This window comes from Micromonospora sp. MGP-C2 (assembly GCF_057766525.1).
Genome location: NZ_JBYMEN010000002.1, coordinates 2,535,608 through 2,556,410, shown reverse-complemented (window position 1 = coordinate 2,556,410; position 20,803 = coordinate 2,535,608). Strand labels below are relative to the sequence as shown.

The window sequence follows — 20,803 nt, the reverse complement described above, 5'->3', positions numbered from 1 at the left end:
TGGCAGCATGTCGGGCGTGCCTCCCCACCTCGCGCGCTGGACCGGCCTGGCCGGCTCGATGCTGCTCGCGCTGTCCGCGTTCCTCGGCGGCGCGTTTCCCAGCGGCCCCCTGCGCAGCACCCCGGTCAGCATCTGGCAGGGCACCAACGGCCCGCTGATCCTGGCCGCCTGGGCGGTCGGCACCGGCTTGATGGCGTACGCCTGGTGGGCGCTGCGCGACGGCGGCCCGTCGACTCGCTGGGCGCTGCTCACCGTGGGGCTGTGGCTGCTGCCGCTGCTGGTCGCGCCGCCCTTCGGCAGCCGCGACGTGTACGCGTACGCGTGTCAGGGCGCCAGCTTCGCCGGTGGCATCAGCCCGTACGAGCAGGGCGTCTCCGCGCTGCCCTGCCCCTGGCTGGACTCGGTCTCCTACATCTGGCGGGACACCCCCGCGCCGTACGGGCCGCTCTTCGTGCTCGTCGCGGCTGCTGTGGTCAAGGTCGCCGGCTCGCTGACCGCCAGCATCGTGCTGTTCCGTGCGCTGGCACTGCTCGGCGTGGTGGTGAGCGCGTGGGCGCTGCCGGTGCTGGCACGCCGGGCCGGGGTGCCGGCCAAGCGGGCGGTCTGGCTGGCGCTGGGCTCCCCGCTGGTCGCCGCGCACCTCATCGGTGGCCCACACAACGACATACTGATGCTCGCCGCGCTCGTCGGTGGCCTGGCCGTGGTGGCCGCACACCCGCGCCGACGCGGCATGCTGCTGGTCGGCGGGCTGCTCCTCGGAGTCGCCGTGTCGATCAAGGTCACCGCCGTGGTGGTGGTCCCGTTCGCCGCGCTGGCGGCCACCGCCGGTCCGTACCGGCTGCGGACGCTGATCCGCGACGGCGGCTGGGTGGTCGGCGGCACTGTCGCCGCCGTGCTGGGAGTGACAATCGCCGGCGGACTGGACTTCGGCTGGGTCGGCGGGCTGTCCGGGGCGCGCCGCCGTCGCCTGGACGTCCCCGCCGACCGCCGTCGGTCAGACCGTCGGTTACATCGCCGCGCTGTTCGGCGCTCACATCGACGCGTTGCCGGTGACGCGCGGGATAGCCGTGGTGGTCCTGGCCGTCCTCCTCGTCTGGCTCTGGTGGCGGGCCCGCACCCGCGACCCCCTCTACTACGCCGGCCTCGCGCTCGCCGTCACCGTCGCGCTCTCTCCCGTGGTGCACCCCTGGTACTGGACGTGGCCGTTGTTCGTGCTGGCCGCCACCGCCCGGCGTACCGGCTGGTTCACAGTGGTCGCCCTGGTCGCGTCCTTCCTGGTGCTGCCCGACGGCACCGGGTTTCCCAGGTACACCAAGACGGTCGGGGCGCCACTGATGACGCTGTTGGTGATCGTGGTGGTCGTCCGGTTGGTACGGTCGGCTCGGGCGGCCCGTCAGCCGGTCGCCGCCGACTGAGGGAAGGTGCGCCGGTGACCGCTCCCGGCCCGCCTGTTCCGCCGCCTGTTCCGCCGCTGCCTGGTCCCTTGTCGGCACGCCTCGCCCGGTTCGCGGGCCTGGCCGGCGCGGTCCTGCTGACCGTGGCCGGCTACCTCGGCGGGGCCCTGCCCGACGCCCCGCTCGGCGCGACACCGGTGTCGATCTGGCGAACCCCGGACGGCCCGGCGACGCTGATCTGCTGGCTGGCCGGCACCGCGCTGCTGGTCGGTGCGTGGTGGTCGCTGCGCGGGGGCACACCGTCGACCCGTTGGGCGTACGTCACGGCCGGGCTGTGGGCGCTGCCGCTGCTCGTCGCGCCACCACTGGGCAGCCGGGACGTCTACTCGTACGCCTGCCAGGGCTGGACGTACGCGCACGGCGTCGACCCGTACGCGGTGGGCGTGGCGGCGGCGGGCTGCCCGTGGCTGGACACGGTTGCACCGATCTGGCGGGACACTCCGGCACCGTACGGGCCGGTGTTCGTCCTGCTCGCGGCACTCGCGGTCACGCTCGGCGGCGGGCTCACCGGCACTGTGGTGCTGCTGCGGGTGATCGCTGTGGCGGGGTTGCTGCTGGCCGCGATCTGCCTGCCCGGCCTGGCACGGGCAGCCGGGGTGCCGACCCGGCGGGCCGGGTGGCTGGCGTTGGCCGCCCCACTGGTCGGGGTGCACCTCATCGCCGGCGCGCACAACGACGCGGTGATGCTGGGTCTGCTGCTCGGCGGGATGCTGGTGGCGATCCGGCGACCGGGTTGGCCTGCGGCACTGCTCCTGGCCGGGGCGCTGCTCGGGCTGGCGGTGACCGTGAAGGCCAGCGCGGTCGTGGTGGTGCCGTTCGCCGCCCTGGCCGCAGTCCGTGGTCGTCACACCGTACGGGCATTGCTTCGCGACGGCGGCTGGCTGGGCGGTGGGCTGCTCGGAGCGGTGCTGGTCACCTCGGCGGTGTCCGGTCTCGGGTTCGGCTGGGTGGGCGGGCTGACCCACAGCGGCGACTCCGAGCAGTGGACGTCGCCACCCACCGCCGTCGGGTTCGTGGTGGACTACGCCGGTGCGCTGGTCGGCCGGGACCCGCAGGCGGTGCCGGTGGTCCGGGCAGTCGCCCTGCTGCTGCTGGCCGGGGTGCTGGTGGTGCTCTGGTGGCGGGCCTGGCGGGCGCTGCGCGGCTTCAGCGATGCCCGGCGGGTGGCGCGGGCGGCGCGGGCGGTGGGGGTCGAGGGGGCACGGGTCGAGGATGCGCGGGTCGACGGGGCGTGGGTCGAGGTTGCGCGGGTCGACGGGGCGCGGGTCGAGGTTGCGTGCCCTCGGGTAGTGCTGCACGGCGCCGCGTTGGCGCTGGTCGCCACCGTCGTCCTGTCCCCGGTCTTCCACCCCTGGTACGCGACCTGGCCGTTAGCGTTGCTCGCACTCACAGCCGTCCGAACGACGTGGTTCGTGCTGCCAGTGGCGGTGGCGGCCTTCCTGACCCTGCCCGACGGCACGAACCTGGCCCGCTTCACGAAAGCCCCAGGCGCCCTGGCGATGACCGCCCTGCTCCTGACCGTGGTCCTACTGGTCCTGCGCACCACCCACCGCCCGGGTCCAACCCGTCGATCATGAGGTTGGCGGGGAAAATTCGGACGGAACGCCCGGCCAACATCATGATCGACGTGTCTGGGCGCCAAGATCGTGCTCGATCATGGATGTAAGGGCTTCGAGCCGCCCTGGTTGGCCACCAAAACCATGATCGAGCACGATCCCCGTCCCGCCCCAGTCCAAGATCCGCGCAACTTCAGGGAAAGTGCTGCCTACGGTGCCTGGGAGGCAGCAACATCCCTGAAGTTGCGCGGGGCGCGGGGCGCGGGGCGTGGGGCGCGGGGCGCGGGGCGCGGGGCGCGGGGCGCGGGGCGCGGGGCGCGGGGCGCGGGGCGCGGGGCGCGGGAGGCGGGGCCTGTGGGACGTGGGGCGCGGGGCCTGCGGGGCGCGGGGGTGGGCGTGTAACGGGGCCGGGCCGGCTCCGCGATCGCGGAGCCGGCCCGGCCGGTGGTGCGGTGACTGCTCAGCAGTCGTCGTGCCCAGACTGCTCAGCAGTCGTAGTACATGGCGAACTCGTGCGGGGTCGGGCGCAGGCGCACCGGGTCGACCTCGTTGGCGCGCTTCCAGTCGACCCAGGTGGAGATCAGGTCGGGCGTGAAGACGCCGCCGTCGAGCAGGTAGTCGTGGTCGGCCTCGAGCGAGTCGAGCACGGCCGACAGCGAGCCCGGCACCTGCTTGACGTCGCCCCACTCCTCCGGCGGGAGGTCGTAGAGGTCCTTGTCGATCGGCGTCGGCGGCTCGATCTTGCTCTTGATGCCGTCGAGGCCGGCCATCATCATGGCCGAGAAGGCCAGGTAGACGTTGGCCGACGGGTCCGGGACGCGGAACTCGACGCGCTTGGCCTTCGGGTTGCTGCCGGTCACCGGGATGCGGGTGCAGGCGGAGCGGTTGCGCTGCGAGTAGACCAGGTTGACCGGCGCCTCGAAGCCCGGCACCAGACGACGGTACGAGTTGATCGTCGGATTGGTGAAGGCCAGCAGCGACGGCGCGTGGTGCAGCAGGCCACCGATGTACCAGCGGGCCATGTCGGACAGGCCGGCGTAGCCGGTCTCGTCGTAGAACAGCGGCTCACCGTTGAGCCAGAGGCTCTGGTGGGTGTGCATGCCGGAGCCGTTGTCGCCGAAGAGCGGCTTGGGCATGAACGTCGCGGTCTTGCCGTTGGCCCAGGCCTCGTTCTTCACGATGTACTTGAAGAGCTGGAGCTGGTCACCCGCGTGCAGCAGGGTGGAGAACCGGTAGTTGATCTCGGACTGGCCGGCCGTGCCCACCTCGTGGTGCGAGCGCTCCACGTTGAAGCCGGTGTCGACGAGGCGGCGCACGATCGAGTCACGCAGGTCGGCGTAGTGGTCGACCGGCGGCACCGGGAAGTAGCCGCCCTTGTACGCGGTCTTGTAACCACGGTTGCCGCCCGGCTCTTCGCGGCCGGTGTTCCAGGCGCCCTCGATCGAGTCGATGTAGTAGAACGACTGGTGCGCCGAGGTCTCGTGGCGGATCGAGTCGAAGATGTAGAACTCCGCCTCGGCGCCGAAGTAGGCGGTGTCGGCGATGCCGCTCGCCGCCAGGTACGCCTCGGCCTTCTTCGCCACGTTGCGCGGGTCGCGGCTGTAGGCCTCGCGGGTGAACGGGTCGTGGATGAAGAAGTTCAGCGCGAGAGTCTTCTGCGCGCGGAACGGGTCGATGAACGCGGTGGCGACATCCGGGAGCAGGAGCATGTCCGACTCGTGGATCGCCTGGAAACCGCGGATCGACGAACCGTCGAACGCGAGGCCGTCGGTGAAGAGATCGTCGTTGACGGACTCGACCGGCAGGTTGAAGTGCTGCATCACGCCGGGCAGGTCACAGAAACGAACGTCGACGAACTTCACGTCCTCGTTCTTGAGGTATCGCAGCAGTTCCTCGGGGTTGGCGAACACACATCCTCCTGGCACGTCCACGGGGTGGCTAGGCTTCTGGCGACGCTATGGCCGGGGGGTTGCCCGGCCGTGTCTCCGTTGTTTCTGCCGTGTTACGTCCCTCGCGGAGCGTCAGCGGCGCTCCTGTCCACGCCTTCGGCCCGCCGCGAACGTCGTACCGACTGTGCCAGTGTAGTGACATCTGATGCCTTTGGCCTGAATCGGCACACAGTGGCGGCGGCACCCGGCGAGCCCTCGTCGCGACGCGGATACCCTTGATCGCTGTGACCAATCCGCACGTCCCGGCAGCGCCGGCCACCGACCCCACCTTCACCCCGCCGACCCTCGGACGCCGCTTCGGGGCGCTGATCATCGACTGGGTGCTCTGCCTGCTGGTGTCCAACATCTTCGCCGACCCGGTACGCGACGGCTGGGCGCCGGTGCTGGTGCTGGTCCTGGTGTACGGCATCTTCCTCGGCCTGTTCGCCCAGACACCGGGCATGTACGTCACGAAGATCCGCTGCGTGAACTGGCACGACGGCGGTCGGATCGGGGTGCTCCGAGGACTGATCCGGGGCCTGTTGCTGGCCCTCGTCGTCCCCGCGCTGATCATGGATGGGCACCGTCGCGGCCTGCACGACCGGCTCGCCGACTCGGTCATCGTCGACGCCCCCCGCGGCTGAGCCCGCCGAACAACGAGAAAGAGCCGGACCCACACGGGTCCGGCTCTTTTCAGGCGTACGCCAGAGGGGTCAGCGGCCCCGCGACTGGCGGAAGGCGCCCGGCGGCCGCATGTTCTTCGGGATCGCGCCCTTGGGCATCTGCGGCCGGGCGGTGAGCGCCTTGAGTCGCTTGTCCAGCGAGTTGACGTCCTTGCCGGAGAGCGCGCGGGGCAGGCGCAGCAGCGTCGTCCGCAGCTTGCGGATCGGCAGCTCGCCCTCCTCCTGCCCGATCACGTAGTCGTGCAGGGGAGCGGAGCCGATCACCTTGGACAGCCGCCGCTTCTCCTGCCCGAGCAGGCCGCGCACCCGCTGCGGGTTGCCCTCGGCCAGCAGGATCACGCCCGGGCGGCCGATCACCAGGTGGACCATGTCCATCTGGGTCGTCGAGCTGACCGCCGGGGTCACCCGCCAGTCGCCGCGCATGTTCTCCATGATCTGCGCCGCCGCGCCGGGTTGGCCCTCGGCGGCGTTCATCATCGCCTTGTTGGACCGGAGGTTGAGCACGATCAGCACCGCGAGCAGGACGAACAGGATGCCGATCGGCAGCCAGATCCAGCTCCAGAGGATGACCGCGACCACGGTGAGGGCGAGCGGGATGAGCACCGCGGCGGCGACCAACGGCGCGAACCACCGGTCCTGCTTGGCGGTGAACTTGAACACCATCCCGATCTGCTTCAGCCGCTGGCCGAACGAGACCTTCTCCTGGGGCTTTGCCATGCCGCAGAGTCTAGTGGTCGCCGCCTGCCCCGTTGATCCGCGTCCGGGTGCCGGGGCAGCTGAGTACCTTACGTCTCCTCACCGCCCGGGAACGGACGGGTAAGGAGGGTGCCGGCCGGGAAGATGAGGCGGTGTGCCCATGCCCGGGTGGGGCCTTCGCGCGAAGAGTCATCAGCAGAAGACGACGACGCCACGAAGGAGCCCGACATGTTCGGCAACGACGCAGACTTCCTGCTCTCCCTGCACCGTACGCACACCGCCGAGCTGCGCGCCGAGGCGGCCGCGGAACGGCTCGCCCGGTCGCTGCCGCGTCCGGCCGGCCGCGATTGGCTGGGTCGGCGCAGGCACGCCAGCCGCACCGGCGACGCCCGCCGGTGACCGCGCCAGCCTCGGCGGCCACGGCGCCCGCCGTGCCGGCCGGCCGACTCGACGCCGCCCCGCCGCCCGGCCACCGGCCGATCGGCGGGGCTGTCGGCGGGAGCCGTCATGGCATGCTCGAACCTGTGACCGTACGCGCCGCCAGTTCCGTCCTCGTCGGCCGCCATCGTGAGATCGCGGCGCTGCGCGACGCCCTGGGTCGCGCCCGGGTGGGGGAGCCGACCACAGTGCTGGTCGGTGGCGAGGCCGGCGTGGGCAAGACCCGGCTGCTGGAGGAGTTCGGTGCCTGGGCCACCGGCGGCGGGGCGCGGGTGCTGGTCGGCCAGTGCCTGGAGTTGGGCGAGGCGGGCCTGCCGTTCGCTCCGTTCGCCGCCGCGCTGCGCGCGGTGCTGCGCGCCGACGGCCCCGAGGTCTTCGCCGGCTACGAGGCGGAGTTCGCCCCGCTGCTGCCGGAGCTGGGACGAGCGTCCGCGGCGCTGGCCGGCCCTCGTCCCGTCCCGCTCAGTGACGCCCCGCGCGGTTACCTGTTCGACCTGGTCGCCGAGCTGTTCCAACGACTCGCCGACGCCCGCCCGCTGGTGCTGCTCATCGAGGACCTGCACTGGGCCGACCGCTCCACCCGGGACCTGATCGGCTTCCTGGTCCGGGCCGCGCGGCCGGGTCGCCTGCTGCTGGTCTGCACCTACCGCACGGACGAGTTGCAGCGCGGGCACCCGCTGCGCCCGTTCCTCGCCGAACTGGACCGCGCCCGCGGTGTGGAGCGGGTCGAGTTGGGCCGACTGGATCGCGACGGCACCGGCGCGATCCTCGCCGACCTGCTCGGCGCCGAGCCACCCGCCCGGGCCGTCGACGATGTCCACGGCCGCACCCAGGGCAACCCCTTCTTCATCGAGGAGCTGGCCGTCGCCGGTGACCCGATCGGCTGCGCGGCGCTCCCCGAGACGCTGCGCGACCTGCTGCTGGCCCGGGTGGACCGGCTTCCCGAGCCGACCCAGCGGGTGCTGCGCATCGCGGCTGCCGGCGGCACCCGCTTCGCCCACGACCTGCTCGCCGAGGTCGCCGGGCTGCCCGAGGCCGAGCTGGAGGACGCGCTACGCGTCGCCGTCGCCGCCCAGTTGGTGGTGGCCGACCGCGACGGTGACTACGAGTTCCGGCACGCGCTGGTCCGCGAGGCCGTGCACGACGAGTTGCTGCCCGGCGAGCACGCCCGGCTGCACGCCCGCTTCGCCGCCGCCATCGAGGCCCAGCCGCACCTGGTCGCCGCCGGCCGGGCCCCGGCGGAGATCGCCCACCACTGGTACGCCGCGCACGACCACCCGCGGGCCCTCGTCGCGGCACGGGCCGCAGCGGTCGCCGCCGGCGGCCGGTACGCGTACGCCGAGCAGCGCCGACTGCTGGAGCGGGCGCTGGAGTTGTGGGAGCTGGTGCCCGACGCCGCCGACCTGCTCGGCATGGACCACCTGGCGTTGCTGGAGCAGACGCTGGCCGCGGCGGTCACGGCCGGCGACTTCAGCCGGGCCATCACGCTGACCCGGGCCGGCCTGGCCGAGGTGGACGCCGACGCCGCACCGCTGCGCGCCGCCCGCCTGCTCAACCAGCGGGGTCGGCTGATGGCCCTGCTCGGCAAGAGTGACGGTCGCCGGGAGCTGGATGAGGCGTACCGGCTGGCCGCTGGCGGCCCCCGGGGAGCGGAGCGGGTCCGGCTGCTCGCCGACATCGCCGCGCACCTGGTCAAGATCGACCCCAAGCAGGCGGCCCGGGTGGCCGCCGAGGCCGCCGTTGACGCCGAGGCGTTCGGCGAGGACGTCGCCCTGCTGCACGCGCGGATCGCCCTGCTCTGCCACGGCGAGCGGGACCTGGAGCGAGGGCTGGCCGAGCTGAGCCAGGCCGAGGCCGTCGTCCGTGCGTCCGGGGACGCGTCGGGGCTGGTACTCGCCCGGGTGTACCAGTCGGACGTGCTCTGCGAGCTGGGCCGCTACGCCGAGTCCGCGCAGGCTGCCGAGGCCGGCGTCGCCGAGGCGCGTCGGGTGGGGATCAGTCGCTCCACCGGGGCGTACCTGTTGTCCAACCGGGCCGAGGCGTTGATCGCGCTGGGTCGCTGGGACGAGGCCGAGGCGGTGTGCGCGGAGGCCGCGCGGATCGACCTGTCCGGCGTCACCGGCCTGCACTGGCTCCAACTGAGTGCCGGGCTACGGCTGGCCCGCGCCCACCCGGCCGCCGACGAAGTGGTCGACCGGGCGCTCACCTTCCTCGGCCGGCCCTATCTGTGGCCGAGCCACCGGCTGCCCCTGCACGAGTTGGCGATCGAGGCAGCGTTGGCCGCCGACGACAAGGTGGAGGCGGTCCGGGCGGCGCGGGTCGCGGCGGTCGACGAGAGCCTTCCGCAACTGCCCCGCGAGGGTTGGCCGGTGCTCAGCGCCGTCGCGCGTACCGCCGCCCGGGTGGGCGACCGGGACCTGTCGGTCGCGGTGGCGGCGCTCGCCGCCGACCTGCCGGTCCGGCACCCGGCGGCGCGGGCACACGCCGCTCAGGTCGCCGCCCTGCTCGCGGTCGGCGACCAGGCGCTGCCGGCCTGGCGGAAGGCGGTCGACGCGTGGCGGGTCGACGGGCAGCCGTACCCGCTGGGTCGCGCGTTGCTGGCGCTCGCCGAGTCGGCTGCCGCTGCCGGGGAGCGCGACGAGACGGCGGCGGCGGTCACCGAGGCCGCCGAGATCGGCCGACGGCTGGGTGCGGTGCCGCTGGTCGAGGCGGCTGCCACCCTGGCGCGGCGGGTCGGCCTGCGCACCACGGGCCAGGGCGGTGCCGGCGCTGACCTGCTCACCGCGCGGGAACGGGAGGTGCTGCGACTGGTCGCCGAGGGGCACAGCAACAGCCGGATCGCCGAGCAGCTGTTCATCTCCCCGAAGACGGCCAGCGTGCACGTTTCCCGGATCATCGCGAAGCTGGACGTGACCAACCGGGTGGAGGCCGCCGCCCTGGCGCACCGCCTCGGCCTGCTCACCGAGCCGGCGGCGTCGCACTGACGCGCACCCCTTTGTCGCACTGACGCTCACCCGGCGAGGTCACCGCGGCAGGTAGATCCGCCAGCCGTCGATCGTGACCAGGTCGAGGGCGCCCGGGTTGGCGCGCTGCCGCTCGTCGAGCGCGTTCCCCAGCGGTGAGCCGGCCGGTGCGACCCAGGCTGGCGCCGACGCCCCGTCCACCTCCCGTCGGTACGCGGGGTAGCGGTCGAACCCGGGACGCAGCGCGTCGTCGACCACCGCGCAGACCACCTGCTCCGCGGAGGCGAAAGTGAGTCGGTTGCAGGTCCAGTAGCCGGCGCGCACCTCCCGTACGCCGAGCTGCCGCAGGGTGGTGACCAACTCGGCGTGCCGGGCCTCGGCGGCCCGGGTGGCCGGCGCGGTCTGCGCTGACCGCCAGGTGGCCTGGGCTGCGGTGCCCAGCGTGGCCGCGAGCAACGCCAGGGCGACCGGCCGGGCCAGCGTCCGCCCGAGGCCCCGCCGGCCGGTCGCCGACGGGCGCGGGCCGCGCCGGGCCACCGTCCACACCGGCCAGAGCAGCGCCGGCAGGGAGATGAGCAGGCAGGACAGGTAGCGGGAACTCTCCACCGGGGTGAGGCCGGCGGAACTGCTCACGGTGTACGCCCCGAGGGTGACCACGGTGGCCAGCACGAGCGCCAGCCGGATCGCCGCCGCCACCCGGGGTGCAACGAGCACCGGGTGACCAGCATCAGCGGGATCGACCAGCGAGGCAGGACCGGCTGGCAAGGCAGGGCCGGCTGGCGACGCAAGGTCCGCCGGCGAGGCGGCATCGGCTGGCGAGGTGGGGCCGGCTTCGGTGGTCGGTCGGCGTAGTGCCCGCCAGGCGGTGGCGGCACCGAGGGCCAGCAGCAGCGGCAGGGCGAGCGCCCACCAGAGTTGCCAGGTGTCGCACCGCCCCGGAGCGCAGAAGCCCATGCCCAGCGACGGGCCGAGCAGCAGGCCGCCGTGCAGCCGGTCCGCCCAGCCGGCGGTGGCGTTCGCGCCGCTGGCGGCGAGCACCGCGTGCAGCGGGTTCCGCCCGTTCAGCAGGCTGTGCAGCAGCAGCGGGGCCGCCCCCAGCACGGCGGCCGCCCCGAGCAGCGCCCCGGCGGCACCCCACAGCTCCCGGCGGCAGAACCCGACGAGCACCGCCCCGGTCGTCACCACGTACGGCAGCACGAGCGGGTCGACCCAGAGCATCAGGCCGGCCAGGAACCCCCACGCGGCCCACCGCGCCAGCCGCCATCCCGGCCGGCCGGCGGCCAGATCCACGGCGAGGACGGCCAGCGCCACCCCGGCGGCGTTCATCTCGGGGTAGCCACCGCCGGCGATCAGCTGGTTCTTGACCACCCGGTCCGAGCCGAGCGCCAGCAACGCCACCACCAGGAGCCCGAACCACCGGTCCCCGGTCAGCCGCAGCGTCAACCGCCAGGACAGCAGCAGGAACAGCAGGTACAGCGCCAGGGTGGGCAGCCGTAGGCCGAGCAGCGACGGCCCGCCAGCCAGGGCGAACACCGGCGCGGCCAGGTACGCCTCCAGCGTGCCCATGTACTGCTGGCCATAGAACCAGACCGGGAAACCCTCGCCTCGGGCGATGTGCAGCGCGGCCAACCCCATGGTGGCCTCGTCGCTGTTCGTCGGCGGCGCCGCGTTGACCAGCAGCCAGAGCCGGTAACCCACTCCGGCGAGCACGGCCACCGCGGTGAGCCAGCCGACCAGGCGCAGGCGCGTACCGGGCCGCGGGCGCGGGGAGTCCGCGCCGCGCGGCTGTTCGCGTACGCCGGCGGTCATCGCACGATCATGGCATTCGGACGCCGCACGGCCCGTGCGGCGCTGTCGGCGGGTCAGCCGGCGGTGGTGACGGCCACCCCGGCGCGGGCGTCGAGCGCCTGCTTGTAGAGCCGGCCGGCCCGGTACGACGAACGCACCAGCGGCCCGCTCATCACGCCGGCGAAGCCGATCTCCTCGGCCTCCTCGCGCAGCTCCACGAACTCCTCCGGCTTGACCCAGCGGGTCACCGGGTGGTGCCGGGGGGTCGGGCGCAGGTACTGGGTGATGGTGATCAGCTCGCAGCCGGCCTCGTGCAGGTCGCGCAGCGCCTGCGAAACCTCGGCCCGCTCCTCGCCCATGCCCAGGATGAGGTTGCTCTTGGTGACCAGGCCGTCGGCGCGGGCCTGCCGGATCACGTCCAGTGAGCGGTCGTAGCGGAACGCCGGCCGGATGCGCTTGAAGATGCGCGGCACGGTCTCCACGTTGTGGGCCAGCACCTCGGGACGGGAGCCGAAGACCTCGGCCAACTGCTCGGGAACAGCGTTGAAGTCGGGGATCAGCAGCTCGACGCCGCAACCCGGCTGAAGGGCGTGGATCTGTCGGACGGTCTCGGCGTAGAGCCAGGCGCCGCCGTCGGGCAGGTCGTCACGGGCGACGCCGGTGATGGTGGCGTACCGCAGCCCCATCGAGACCACCGACTCGGCGACACGACGCGGCTCGTCGGCGTCGAACTCGGCCGGCTTGCCGGTGTCGATCTGGCAGAAGTCGCAGCGCCGGGTGCACTGGTCGCCACCGATGAGGAAGGTGGCCTCCCGGTCTTCCCAACACTCGTAGATGTTGGGGCAGCCGGCCTCCTGGCAGACGGTGTGCAGCCCTTCGCGCGAGACGAGCCCGCGCAGCTGGGTGTACTCCGGACCCATCTTGGCCTTGACCTTGATCCATGGCGGTTTGCGCTCGATCGGCGTCTCGGCGTTGCGCGCCTCGATCCGCAGCAGACGCCGCCCCTCGGGGGCCGCCGTTGCGGTGCGCGCTGCCTGGCCGGTCGTCGGCGCGGAGTGCTCGATCGTCACGAAAACGAGCCTACGCCGGACGGCGGGTGTCTATGTGCGTCGGGCGACCGGCGTCACGCCCCGAACGTTGTGACGCCGGACACCGGAGTGTCGAAAATGTGCGTCACACGAGAGGGATTCGGGTGCTACGGTCACCGCCAACAGCGACGACGGAGCCGAGTAGCGCGCCGACCCGCCAGCGCAGAGAGCCGCCGGTGCTGAGAGGCGGTCTGGCGCCGGTGTGCGAAGACCCTCCCGAGCTGCGGGAAGAACGGTTACGGGTCACCCGTGCCCAGTAGAGCCCGCCCGGCTGGCCCCGGTCATCAGGCGACGAACGAGGCCTCCGCTTCGGCGGGGGTGAAGGTGTGGTGGCACCGCGAGGTTCCCGCTCGCCCACACCTCCCTGGGGCTGATGCGACGCATCGCTTCCCCCAGGGCGGCGAAGGCGTGGCGATCGACCGAGGAGCAGCCCGCCATGCAACGAACCCTGTCCCACCACCTGCCCACCCGGATCGGCACGACAGTGCGGATCGCCGGCTGGGTGCACCGCCGCCGCCTGCTCAAGTCGCTGGCCTTCCTGATCGTGCGCGACGCCACCGGCCTCGCCCAAGTGGTCGTCACCGACCCGACCGTCCGCGCCGAGCTGGAGAAACTCCCCGAGGAGACGGTCGTCGAGGTCACCGCGACGGTCACCGCGAACGAAACGGCGCCCGCCGGGGTCGAGCTGACCGACCCGACGGTACGTCCACTGGGGCCGCCCGCCGTGCCGCCACCGTTCGACCTGTACCGGCCGGCGCTGACCGCGAGCCTGCCCACCCAGCTCGACAACGCGCCCACCGCGCTGCGGCACCCCACCCGGTCGGCGGCGCTGCGGATCTCGGCGGCGGCGGTGGCCGGCTTCCGGGGCGCCCTGGACACCCGGGACTTCGTGGAGATCCACACCCCGAAGGTGGTCAGCTCCTCCACCGAGAGCGGGGCGAACGTGTTCGCGCTGGACTGGTTCGGTGGGCCCGCGTACCTGGCCCAGTCGCCGCAGTTCTACAAGCAGTTGATGGTCGGCGTCTTCGAACGGGTCTACGAGGTGGGGCCGGTCTTCCGGGCCGAGCCGCACGACACCGTCCGGCACCTCGCGCAGTACACGTCGCTCGACGCGGAGCTGGGCTTCGTCGCCGACCACCACGACGTGATGCGGGTGCTGCGGGACACGGTGGCTGGGATGCTGGGCAATGTGGGGGAGCGGGCCGGTGGCGCCCTGGCGACGCTCGGCGTCACGCCGCCGGAGGTGCCCGCGGAGATCCCGGAGGTGCACTTCACCGAGGCGCTGACGATCGCCGGCGCGCCCGCCGACGAGCCGGACCTCGCGCCAGCCCACGAACGGGCGCTGGGCGAGTGGGCCCGCCGCGAACACGGCTCCGACTTCCTCTTCGTCACCGGCTACCCGATGGCCAAGCGACCGTTCTACACCCACCCGGACCCGGAGCGGCCCGCGTACTCGAACGGTTTTGACCTGCTCTTTCGTGGTCTGGAGCTGGTCACCGGCGGGCAGCGGCTGCACCGGCACACCGACTACCTGGCGGCGTTGGCGGCCCGTGGTGAGCCGGTCGAGCCGTACGCCGGCTATCTGGACGCGTTCCGGCACGGCATGCCGCCACACGGTGGTTTCGCCATCGGCCTGGAACGGTTCGTGGCCCGGCTGGTCGGCGCGGCAAACATCCGGGAGGTCACCGCGTTCCCGCGCGACCTGCACCGGCTGACCCCGTAGGGCCGTGCGCCGGCTGTCCGCTCAGACCTCGGTCAGGGTGGACAGTCGGCGCTCGACCACCGGCAGCACGTCGGCGACGCTGATCGGGCGGCCCAGCTCGGCGGTGAGCGAGGTGACGCCGGCGTCGCGGATGCCGCACGGCACGATCCGGTCGAAGTACGTCAGGTCGCAGTCGCAGTTGATCGAGAAGCCGTGCAGGGTGACGCCCCGGGCCACCCGGATGCCGATGGCCGCCACCTTGCGGGCCGGCCCCCGGTCGTCCTCGGGCACCCAGACCCCGCTGCGCCCCTCGACCCGGCCGGCGGTCAACCCGAACTCGGCGCACACGTCGATGAGCAGCTCTTCGGTCCGGCGCACGTAGGCGACCACGTCCACCGGGTCGGGCAGGCGCAGGATCGGGTAGCCGACGAGCTGCCCCGGGCCATGCCAGGTGATCTTGCCACCGCGGTCCACGTCGACGACCGGAGTGCCGTCCATGGGCCGGTCCCACGGCTCGGTGCGCTTGCCCGCGGTGTAGACGCTCGGGTGCTCCAGCAGCAGCACGGTGTCGCCGCGCTCGCCAGCCACCACCGACTCGTGCAGGCGTCGCTGCTCGTCCCAGGCGGCCTGGTAGTCGAGCAGGCCGCCGCGGACGGCCGTCAGGCCGGGGGTCGTCGTCGTCACGGCGTCCAGCCTAGTCCCGCCACGAGCGATCTTCCCTGGTGAGCCGTCTCACCGGGCACCCCTGCCGCGACTCGGCCGGGCTCAGGCGCTGGGTGTCGGGGCGGCCGAGCGGCGGCGCCGCAGACGGCGGGTGAGGAGGGCGACGGCGAGCAGCAGTGGGACGGCCAGCGCCAGGTAGAGCCAGGGCGGGGCGGCGAACGGTGACGGCCGGGGCTCTGGCCCACCGAACGCGGCCCGGGTCAGCAGGTCGCCCGGCACCATCAGGTCGGTCGACCCGACCGGCGTGGTCACCAGCACCTCGCGACCGCCGTCGGGCGACAGCGCGGCGAGGAAGGCTTGCCGGTCTGTGTCCGCCTCCGTTTCGCTGACATACCGCAGGATCGGGTCGTCTCCGCGCCAGCCGATGATCCCGCTGACCGAGGTGCCGGCCGGCAGGGCCTGGCCGACGGCTTCGCCGGTGGCAGTGTCCAGGAACTCGATTCGCCAGGTGCGCGCCGCCGCCTGCTCGGACGTGCACCTGGGCCCGGCGCAGCCGTCGAAGGCGAGCAGCGCAAGCTGCCGGCCGTCGGGATGCCAGGCGGCGGGGCCGGCCAGTATCCGCCGGTCGCCGAGGTCGACCTGCCAACGAGTGCCGCCGCCGGCCGGGTCCACGACCACCAGTTGCTGGCGCTCGGCGAGCTGGGCTGGCACGTCCGGCGAGCCGGTGACCGCCACCAGGTCGCCACCGCGTGACCAGGCCGCTGCGGCGTGCGCGGCGAAGGTGCCCACGTCGAGCGTCCGCTCGGTGCCCCGGAACGGGTCGACGACGAGCAGGTCGTCGGGCTTCTCCGGATCGTTGAGCTGCCGGTTGTCCGGTCCGTAACTGATCACACTGTCATCGTTGCTGCGGGTGCCCAGCACCTGCTGCCCGTCCGAAGACCAGGCCATCGGGTAGACGCCGGTGCTCATCGTGCGGCGCTGCCGTCCGGTGGTGAGGTCCAGCAGCTCGCCGGAGTCCGGCCGCAGGTAGTGCCGTCCATCCGGGGAGAGCAGTCCGTGCCCCTCGCCGATGCGGATCGGGATCAGCCGGTACGCGCCGTCCCGGTCGACCAGCACACCTGTCGACTCGAAATAGCGGGTGCGGTCGGTGAAGAACAGCAGCGCGGCCGGACCGGTCGGGCGTTGCCCCACGGTGGCCTGCCACAGCCAGGGATCGTGCACCCGGGTCGGCACCACCCCGGCGGCGCTCCCGGCGGCCGTTGCGGCTGGTGTGTTGAGCGCGACGAGCCCCAGCACGAGCGCGACCACGGCAGCACGCCGCAATCGCCCGCCGGTCAATCCCATCGGCCCATTAGACGCGATGGCGGCCGGTCGTGATGCCCCGGCTGGCCGCGTCGTGGTCTACCGGTCGGCGGGCGGGATGCGCCAGAGCCAGACGTCGTCGACCCGCTGCGGCTCGCCGAAGAGGGCGGTGCCGGTACGCAGCAGCGCCTCCTCGTCGACCTCGAACTTCGCGCCGTGCACCTGGTCGGCGAGCACCACCGTCTCGATCCGCCAGTGCCGCAGGTCCGACTGGACCTCCCGGATGGTCCCGTCGGTCACGATCGGCACCAGCCCGGTACGGCCGGCCTGGTCCATCAACGCGCTCAGGGTGCGCGGCACCGGGCCGATCCGGCCGCGTCCGTCCGGCCCGCCCGGGCCGAGGAAGAACCCGCCCGGGATCTCGAACTCGCCCTGCCGGTGCGACAACGCGTACGCCTGCCAGCGCTGGCCGTCGGGGTAGATGTCCACGGTCAGCGGCACCGGGGTGAGCACGCCGTCCGGTGAGACGTACTGGCGCCACGTGCCGGAGGTGATGAACCGCGGGATCGGTTCCCGCTCGTCGGTCAGCAGCGGGGTGGGCAGCAGCGGCACCAGGGCCACCGCGAACCCGACGAGCCAGGCCAGCTCGGTGGAGCGGTGTCGGGGTGGCGCGGCGCGCAACTGGTCGACGGTGTACGCCAGCAACAGTCCGATCACCGGTGCCACCACCAGCGCCAGCCGGGCGGGCAGCGCGGCGTTCACCACCGGCAGTTGTCCGAGCAGGTCGAACGGCATGGGAAGGTCGGTGCGTCGCCCGTCGACCTTGGCGACCGGGCCGAAGGAGAGCACCGAGAAGATCAGCGCGAGAACGCCCAGCGCCCAGAGGGTGGCCCGGCGGCTCGGGTCGGCCCGCCGCCAGAGCGCGACGAAGCAGACCACTGTGAGCACCAGCAGCGGGATGCCGAAGAACGAGTTCTCCTCGGTCGGGTTCGGTGCCAGCGAGGTGCCCAGCCCTGCCTCACCGGCCAGCGAGCGGCGTGGGAAGGCGGCGAACGCCGCGATGTCCTCGGAGTGGATCACCGGGTCGAAGCCGGTGCCATGGAACCGTTGCGGCCCGGCGAAGTGCAGCCACAGCGGGTACGACAGGAGCACGCCGGCGACCACGGCGGTCACCCCGAGCCCTCGCAGGAAATTGGGCAGCGCGGCGCGCGCCTCGGCCCGGTTCGCCGGGTGCAGCGCCCACACGGCGACGAACACCCCGAGCGCCAGCGCGGTGAAGAACAGCCCCTCGGCGGCGATCGAGAAGGCCACCGCGATCAGCACGCCGAGGATCACCCCGTCGCGAAGCCAGTGCCCGGCTCGGCGCAGCGCGAACAGCCGCCAGATCAGCAACGGCACCAGCCAGCCGGCGGTCCAGTTCAGGTGCGCGTTGGCGTGCGAGACCATGCCGGGGGAGTAGGCGATGAACAGGGCGCCGATCGCGGCGGCCAGCCGGCTGCGGACCAGGTGCCGGGAGAGCAACCAGTACCAGACCAGCGCGGTGGCGAGCAGGTTCAGGGTCAGGATCACCAGGAACGTCGCCGGTGGCCCGATCAGGTACGTGAGGGGGGCGAAGACCACCGCGTACACCGTGATCGAGGTGTTGACCGCGAGGTTCACACCGTCCGGGACGTTGATCAGGTACGTGAAGAGCGGGTTGTCGCCGTGGGTGACCGCGTGCCCGCCGAAGGCCAGCAGCCACTCGAAGAGCGCCTGGTCGCTGGAGTTGACGGTGATGGTCCGGGTGTTCGGGTCCCGCCACAGCCCACTGGTCACCCAGACGGCGAGCGCGAGCGCCACCAGCACGACGATCAGGTCGGCCCGGCGGTCCCGGACGACGCGAGGCGGTGACGCTGGTGCGGGCCCGGTGGCCAGCGACGGGGAGGACGGCACGCAGCGGACGTTACCAACCGGACCTGGACGGGCCGGTCAGACCTGCAAGGACAGGACCGTTGGGGACGGATTCGGCCCGCCACGTCGACGGTCTGGCGTACACAGTGTCCGTCGTGAATGTGTGAGCGTGCCCTATGTCATCGCGGCGACACATCGTCGTAACGTCACGGCAATTCGACCGTGACCCAGTTCACAGTCCGCCCCCTCTGGAGGCCGCCGTGCGCCGCTCCTCGTCCACCATCACCCGCCTGATCGGCGGGCTCGCCGGGCTCGCCCTCGCCCTGGCCGGAGCGGTCGCCATCGCCGCCCCCGCCCAGGCAGCCACCCTCACCCAGGTCACCGGCTTCGGCTCCAACCCGGGCAACCTCGCCATGTACGCCTACCGGCCGGACAACCTGCCGGCCAACTCCCCGGCGGTCGTCCTCCTGCACGGGTGCACCCAGAACGCGTCCGGCTACTTCGCCAACTCCGGTTGGCAGAAGTACGCCGACCAGTGGAAGTTCTCGCTGATCGTCGCCCAGCAGCCGTCCGGCAACAACGCCAACTCCTGCTTCAACTTCTTCGAGTCGGGCGACACCACCCGCGGTCAGGGTGAGGCGCTGTCGATCAAGCAGATGGTCGACCACGCCAAGGCGAACTTCGGGGTGAACGGCTCCCGGGTCTTCGTCAGTGGACTCTCCGCGGGCGGGGCGATGAGCGCGGTCATGCTCGCCACCTACCCGGACGTCTTCGCCGCCGGATCGATCATCGCGGGGATTCCCTACCGCTGCGCAACCAGCATGGTCAACGCGTTCAGCTGCATGAACCCGGGCGCGGACAAGACCCCGGCAGCCTGGGGCGACCTGGTCCGTGGGGCGTACTCCGGCTACACCGGCCCGCGGCCCCGGGTGGCCATCTGGCACGGCACCTCGGACACCACCGTCACCCCGCTCAACGGCACCGAGTCCCGCGACCAGTGGACCAACGTGCGGGGGGTCTCGCAGACCCCGAGTAGCACCTCGTCGCTGCCCGCCAACACCAGCCTGGAGGTGTACGGCAACGACGACGTACGCCTCTACCGGGTCTCCGGGATGGGCCACGGCACTCCGGTCGACCCGGGTTCCGCAGCCGAGCAGTGTGGCACCGCCGGCGCGTACTTCCTGGACACCATCTGCTCGACGTACCGTGACGCGCTCTTCTTCGGCCTGAACGGCGGCGGCACCAACCCGACCCCCACCCCGACGGCCACGCCGACCCCGACCCCAACGGCCACGCCGACCCCGACTCCCACGCCGACCCCGACCACGCCGGCGACCTGCGTGACCGCCAGCAACTACGCGCACGTGGTGGCCGGTCGGGCGTACCAGTCCGGTGGCTACGCCTACGCGAACGGCTCCAACCAGCGGATGGGCCTCTACAACACCTTCTATACCAGCGCCCTCAAGCAGACCGGCCCCAACTACTGGGTGATCGGCTGCTGACCACGCGCCAGGCCCTGTTGATCAAGAGGTTTGCGTCATCTCCCGCCTTCTGGATGAGGCAAACCTCTTGATCAACGCGAACGGCGGCAGGGGTGTTCAGGGGGTCAGGGCCGCCTGGAGGGCTTCGGGGAGGGTGGGATGCTGGTAGCGGTAGGCGGCTCTCGTCAGGACGCCGGGGAGGACGCGGGTGCTGGTCAGGGCCTCGTGGGAGAAGCCGCCGAGGGCCACCTTGAGCGCCAGCGCGGGGATCGGGATGATCGCCGGACGGTGCAGCTGTCGGGCCAGCTCGCGGGTGAACTCGGCGTTCGTCACCGGGTTCGGCCCCACCACGTTGACCGGGCCGGCGACCTCGTCGTGGTCCAGCAGGAAGAGGGTCGCGCCCAGCCAGTCGGCCAACGAGATCCACGGCAGCCACTGCCGGCCGCTGCCCAGCCGACCGGCGATGCCCAGCTTGAATGGCAACAGCTGCGGCTTGAGCAGCCCGCCGTCGCGGTCCAGTGGCAGGCCGGTGCGCATCCGGATGACGCGTACCCCGGCGTCCTCGGCTGGCCGGGTCGCGGCCTCCCACACCCGGCAGACGTCGGCCAGGAAGCCCTCGCCGGCCGGCGCGTCCTCCTCGACGGCCCGGTCACCGGTGTTGCCGTACCACCCAACGGCCGAGGAGTTGAGCAACACGCGTGGTCGGTCGGCGGCTGGGAGCCCGGCGATGGTGACCGCCAGTGTGGTGGTGCTGTCCACCCGGCTGGTCCGGATCAACCGCCGGTAGTCGTCGTTCCAGCGCTTGTCGCCGACGCCCGCGCCGGCCAGGTTGATCACCGCGTCCGCGTCGGCGACCACGGCCGGGTCGAGCTGCCCGGCGGCGGGGTCCCACCGCCGCTCCTGCGGGTCGCGCGGCGGCCGACGGACCAGCCGGGTGATCTGGTGCCCGTCCGCCGTGAGCCGGTCGGCCAGCCGGGTGCCGAGGAAGCCGGACGCGCCGGCTAGAAGGATCCGCATGCTCATATCTTCGGGTATGGACGGCAACTTGGATGCTTCCTGCCCGTGCACTCCCTCGTCGCGACAGCGTGCCTCCCGCGTTTCGCGATCTCGCACGTGATGTCCCCGCGAAGGTGGATGCCGGCCCGTGAACGGGTCGGCATCCACCGGTGAC

15 protein-coding genes and 1 pseudogene are annotated in these 20,803 nt (G+C 72.6%); 8 read left to right on the top strand and 8 right to left on the bottom strand.

Going from position 1 to position 20,803, the window contains the following annotated elements:
* Nucleotides 1–7 precede the first annotated feature (7 nt).
* The 3 genes and pseudogenes from mptB (AC3CF1_RS11195) to mptB (AC3CF1_RS11185) all read left to right on the top strand — a co-directional run.
* Nucleotides 8–898: pseudogene (mptB, locus tag AC3CF1_RS11195) on the top strand (polyprenol phosphomannose-dependent alpha 1,6 mannosyltransferase MptB); the annotation flags it as partial.
* A 112-nt stretch (nucleotides 899–1,010) separates the two neighbouring features.
* A complete protein-coding gene (locus AC3CF1_RS11190) occupies nucleotides 1,011–1,415 on the top strand; it encodes a hypothetical protein (protein WP_488452068.1) in 405 nt (134 codons plus the stop codon).
* A 56-nt stretch (nucleotides 1,416–1,471) separates the two neighbouring features.
* Nucleotides 1,472–3,031: a polyprenol phosphomannose-dependent alpha 1,6 mannosyltransferase MptB gene (gene mptB / locus AC3CF1_RS11185; protein ID WP_488452067.1), complete on the top strand. Its 1,560-nt coding sequence runs from the start codon at nucleotides 1,472–1,474 to the stop codon at nucleotides 3,029–3,031.
* Between the two features lie 464 nt (nucleotides 3,032–3,495).
* Here mptB (AC3CF1_RS11185) and glnA read toward each other — a convergent pair whose 3' ends face one another.
* The gene (gene glnA / locus AC3CF1_RS11180) at nucleotides 3,496–4,920 is read right to left on the bottom strand and encodes a type I glutamate--ammonia ligase (RefSeq protein WP_088949494.1); all 1,425 of its coding nucleotides are present in this window, start codon (nucleotides 4,918–4,920) and stop codon (nucleotides 3,496–3,498) included.
* 263 nt (nucleotides 4,921–5,183) lie between these two features.
* Here glnA and AC3CF1_RS11175 point away from each other — a divergent pair, with 263 nt between their 5' ends.
* The gene (locus AC3CF1_RS11175) at nucleotides 5,184–5,582 is read left to right on the top strand and encodes an RDD family protein (protein WP_088949493.1); all 399 of its coding nucleotides are present in this window, start codon (nucleotides 5,184–5,186) and stop codon (nucleotides 5,580–5,582) included.
* 69 nt (nucleotides 5,583–5,651) lie between these two features.
* Here AC3CF1_RS11175 and AC3CF1_RS11170 read toward each other — a convergent pair whose 3' ends face one another.
* Nucleotides 5,652–6,338 carry a DUF4191 domain-containing protein gene (locus AC3CF1_RS11170; protein WP_088949492.1) on the bottom strand — a complete coding sequence of 229 codons (687 nt, stop codon included), beginning with the start codon at nucleotides 6,336–6,338 and terminating at the stop codon, nucleotides 5,652–5,654.
* Nucleotides 6,339–6,545: 207 nt separating this feature from the next.
* Between AC3CF1_RS11170 and AC3CF1_RS11165 the strand changes: the two genes are divergently transcribed.
* Together AC3CF1_RS11165 and AC3CF1_RS11160 are read left to right on the top strand one after the other, a co-directional pair.
* A complete protein-coding gene (locus AC3CF1_RS11165; protein ID WP_172862077.1) occupies nucleotides 6,546–6,716 on the top strand; it encodes a hypothetical protein in 171 nt (56 codons plus the stop codon).
* 113 nt (nucleotides 6,717–6,829) lie between these two features.
* Entirely contained in the window at nucleotides 6,830–9,739 is a 2,910-nt protein-coding gene (locus AC3CF1_RS11160) for a helix-turn-helix transcriptional regulator (protein ID WP_354983559.1), read from the top strand.
* 39 nt (nucleotides 9,740–9,778) lie between these two features.
* Here the strand turns inward: AC3CF1_RS11160 and AC3CF1_RS11155 are convergent, their stop codons facing one another.
* Entirely contained in the window at nucleotides 9,779–11,527 is a 1,749-nt protein-coding gene (locus tag AC3CF1_RS11155; RefSeq protein WP_488450390.1) for a hypothetical protein, read from the bottom strand.
* A 53-nt stretch (nucleotides 11,528–11,580) separates the two neighbouring features.
* On the bottom strand, nucleotides 11,581–12,576 hold the full coding sequence (gene lipA, locus AC3CF1_RS11150; RefSeq protein ID WP_099856184.1) for a lipoyl synthase: 996 nt from the start codon (nucleotides 12,574–12,576) through the stop codon (nucleotides 11,581–11,583).
* Nucleotides 12,577–13,030: 454 nt separating this feature from the next.
* Between lipA and aspS the strand changes: the two genes are divergently transcribed.
* Nucleotides 13,031–14,317, top strand: coding sequence for an aspartate--tRNA(Asn) ligase (aspS, locus tag AC3CF1_RS11145; RefSeq protein WP_488450388.1), 1,287 nt, complete (start codon nucleotides 13,031–13,033; stop codon nucleotides 14,315–14,317).
* A gap of 21 nt (nucleotides 14,318–14,338) precedes the next feature.
* On the opposite strand, the gene lipB is transcribed toward aspS, so the two are convergent.
* The 3 genes from lipB to AC3CF1_RS11130 form a co-directional block, all read right to left on the bottom strand.
* Nucleotides 14,339–14,980: a lipoyl(octanoyl) transferase LipB gene (lipB, locus tag AC3CF1_RS11140; protein ID WP_088949487.1), complete on the bottom strand. Its 642-nt coding sequence runs from the start codon at nucleotides 14,978–14,980 to the stop codon at nucleotides 14,339–14,341.
* Between the two features lie 81 nt (nucleotides 14,981–15,061).
* Nucleotides 15,062–16,303: a hypothetical protein gene (locus tag AC3CF1_RS11135; protein ID WP_488450385.1), complete on the bottom strand. Its 1,242-nt coding sequence runs from the start codon at nucleotides 16,301–16,303 to the stop codon at nucleotides 15,062–15,064.
* Between the two features lie 57 nt (nucleotides 16,304–16,360).
* The gene (locus AC3CF1_RS11130) at nucleotides 16,361–18,193 is read right to left on the bottom strand and encodes a DUF6311 domain-containing protein (protein ID WP_488450383.1); all 1,833 of its coding nucleotides are present in this window, start codon (nucleotides 18,191–18,193) and stop codon (nucleotides 16,361–16,363) included.
* A 218-nt stretch (nucleotides 18,194–18,411) separates the two neighbouring features.
* Between AC3CF1_RS11130 and AC3CF1_RS11125 the strand changes: the two genes are divergently transcribed.
* Nucleotides 18,412–19,653 (top strand): extracellular catalytic domain type 1 short-chain-length polyhydroxyalkanoate depolymerase, encoded by a 1,242-nt coding sequence (locus AC3CF1_RS11125; protein WP_354983554.1) that lies wholly within the window; start codon nucleotides 18,412–18,414, stop codon nucleotides 19,651–19,653.
* Nucleotides 19,654–19,749: 96 nt separating this feature from the next.
* Here AC3CF1_RS11125 and AC3CF1_RS11120 read toward each other — a convergent pair whose 3' ends face one another.
* A complete protein-coding gene (locus tag AC3CF1_RS11120) occupies nucleotides 19,750–20,649 on the bottom strand; it encodes a TIGR01777 family oxidoreductase (RefSeq protein ID WP_328381663.1) in 900 nt (299 codons plus the stop codon).
* Nucleotides 20,650–20,803 lie beyond the last annotated feature (154 nt).

Bases quoted from the DNA above. Each gene is read 5' to 3' on its own strand.
- AC3CF1_RS11135 (WP_488450385.1), bottom strand. From the start codon at position 16,303: ATGGGATTGACCGGCGGGCGATTGCGGCGTGCTGCCGTGGTCGCGCTC.
- AC3CF1_RS11170 (WP_088949492.1), bottom strand. From the start codon at position 6,338: ATGGCAAAGCCCCAGGAGAAGGTCTCGTTCGGCCAGCGGCTGAAGCAG.
- aspS (WP_488450388.1), top strand. From the start codon at position 13,031: ATGCAACGAACCCTGTCCCACCACCTGCCCACCCGGATCGGCACGACA.
- AC3CF1_RS11160 (WP_354983559.1), top strand. From the start codon at position 6,830: ATGCTCGAACCTGTGACCGTACGCGCCGCCAGTTCCGTCCTCGTCGGC.
- AC3CF1_RS11155 (WP_488450390.1), bottom strand. From the start codon at position 11,527: ATGACCGCCGGCGTACGCGAACAGCCGCGCGGCGCGGACTCCCCGCGC.
- AC3CF1_RS11120 (WP_328381663.1), bottom strand. From the start codon at position 20,649: ATGCGGATCCTTCTAGCCGGCGCGTCCGGCTTCCTCGGCACCCGGCTG.
- AC3CF1_RS11165 (WP_172862077.1), top strand. From the start codon at position 6,546: ATGTTCGGCAACGACGCAGACTTCCTGCTCTCCCTGCACCGTACGCAC.